This is a genomic window from Mesorhizobium sp. P2_D1, assembly GCF_056404455.1.
The window spans coordinates 1-1,247 of sequence record NZ_JBFUDZ010000134.1 but is presented as its reverse complement, the minus strand read 5'-3'; the positions used below and the strand labels follow the sequence as shown (position 1 = coordinate 1,247).

Sequence of the window (1,247 nt, the reverse complement as noted above, 5' to 3'; positions counted from 1 at the left end):
GCGGTGGACAAGTTGAGGGCCGAACTGGTCGAGCTTGCTTCGATCGTGACGGGCAATGATGCCGCAGAACTTAAGGTCGGGACCTTCGACGGCCAGCCGGTGGTGATGACCGAAGACGGGTCGACCGCGCTCACCTTCGGGCAATTGTGGGCGCGCCTCTACCTTGAAGGCGGTACGCTGCCGAAGGAAGCGGGGCACCTCACGCTCGCCTGCAAACACGTCTACCGTCCGCCCTTCGAGATCCCTGACCTGGATCGGAAATACGGCAACCTGACGCTGACCTATGCCGCGCAACTGCATGTCGTGGTCGTCGAGATCGATGAGTTGACGTCGGCCGTGCGCATCCTGGACTATGCGGCGATGGACGATTGCGGACGAGTGATAAACCACACGATCGTGAGGGGGCAGGTCAATGGCGCCATCGCCCACGGCATTGGCGCGGCGCTGATGGAAAGCTTGCGCTATGACGAAAATGGCAACCTGCTGACGGCCACCTTTAGTGACTATACGCCGATCACCGTGATGAATATGCCGCGGGTCAAGCTGGGCAACATGGAGTCGCCCTCGCCATTCACGTACAACGGCGCCAAGGGCATGGGGGAGGGTGGCGGCTGTGCGCTGCATGCACTGTCGTCCGCGCTTCAGGATGCCCTTGCCAGCAATGGAATTGTCGTCCAGCGCTCGCATTATTCGCCGAGCGAGCTTTACGACCTCATCTCATCCCACGTCGGGAGCGCTGTCGTGCGCAAGCGTACGGCTGCCGTTGGCGGCAGTGAATCAGCGGCCTGCGCGATTGAACAGCACGAAAGCCCGCTACAATGAAGTCGATGCCCATGGCGGCTAGAGACGATCTTGGCTCCGACCAACTGGTCGATTTATTGCGCGGCAACATAATACGCTGTGTGTTGAAGCCCGGTTCGCGGCTGGTCCTCGATGAACTAAAGGCACGTTTTGGCTTCGGAGCGAGTCCGCTTCGGGAAGCTTTGATGCAGCTCGTTGCTGAAGGCCTAGTGGTATTCGAGGCCAACAGGGGATTTCGCGTGGCGCCCCTATCTAAGGCTCATTTCGACGATGTCGCGCGCGTCCGCACGGCCCTCGACGTGACCGCCGTGACTTGGGCGCTTGAACACGGATCGATCGAATGGGAGGTCAAGCTGGTGGGCGCGTTTCACCGCCTCGCCAGCCTGCGCAAGTCCTCCGAAACGACCATGGAAGGTGAGTGGAGCGCGGCACACCGGTCATTCCAC

2 protein-coding genes are annotated in these 1,247 nt (G+C 60.9%); both read left to right on the top strand.

Annotated elements, in window-relative coordinates; genetic code table 11:
• Positions 1-822 (top strand): molybdopterin cofactor-binding domain-containing protein (locus AC1D0I_RS32540; protein WP_477400175.1); only part of this gene is annotated, 822 nt, incomplete at its 5' end.
• Positions 819-1,247 (top strand): GntR family transcriptional regulator (locus tag AC1D0I_RS32535; protein WP_477400174.1); only part of this gene is annotated, 429 nt, incomplete at its 3' end. The genes AC1D0I_RS32540 and AC1D0I_RS32535, both read left to right, overlap by 4 nt.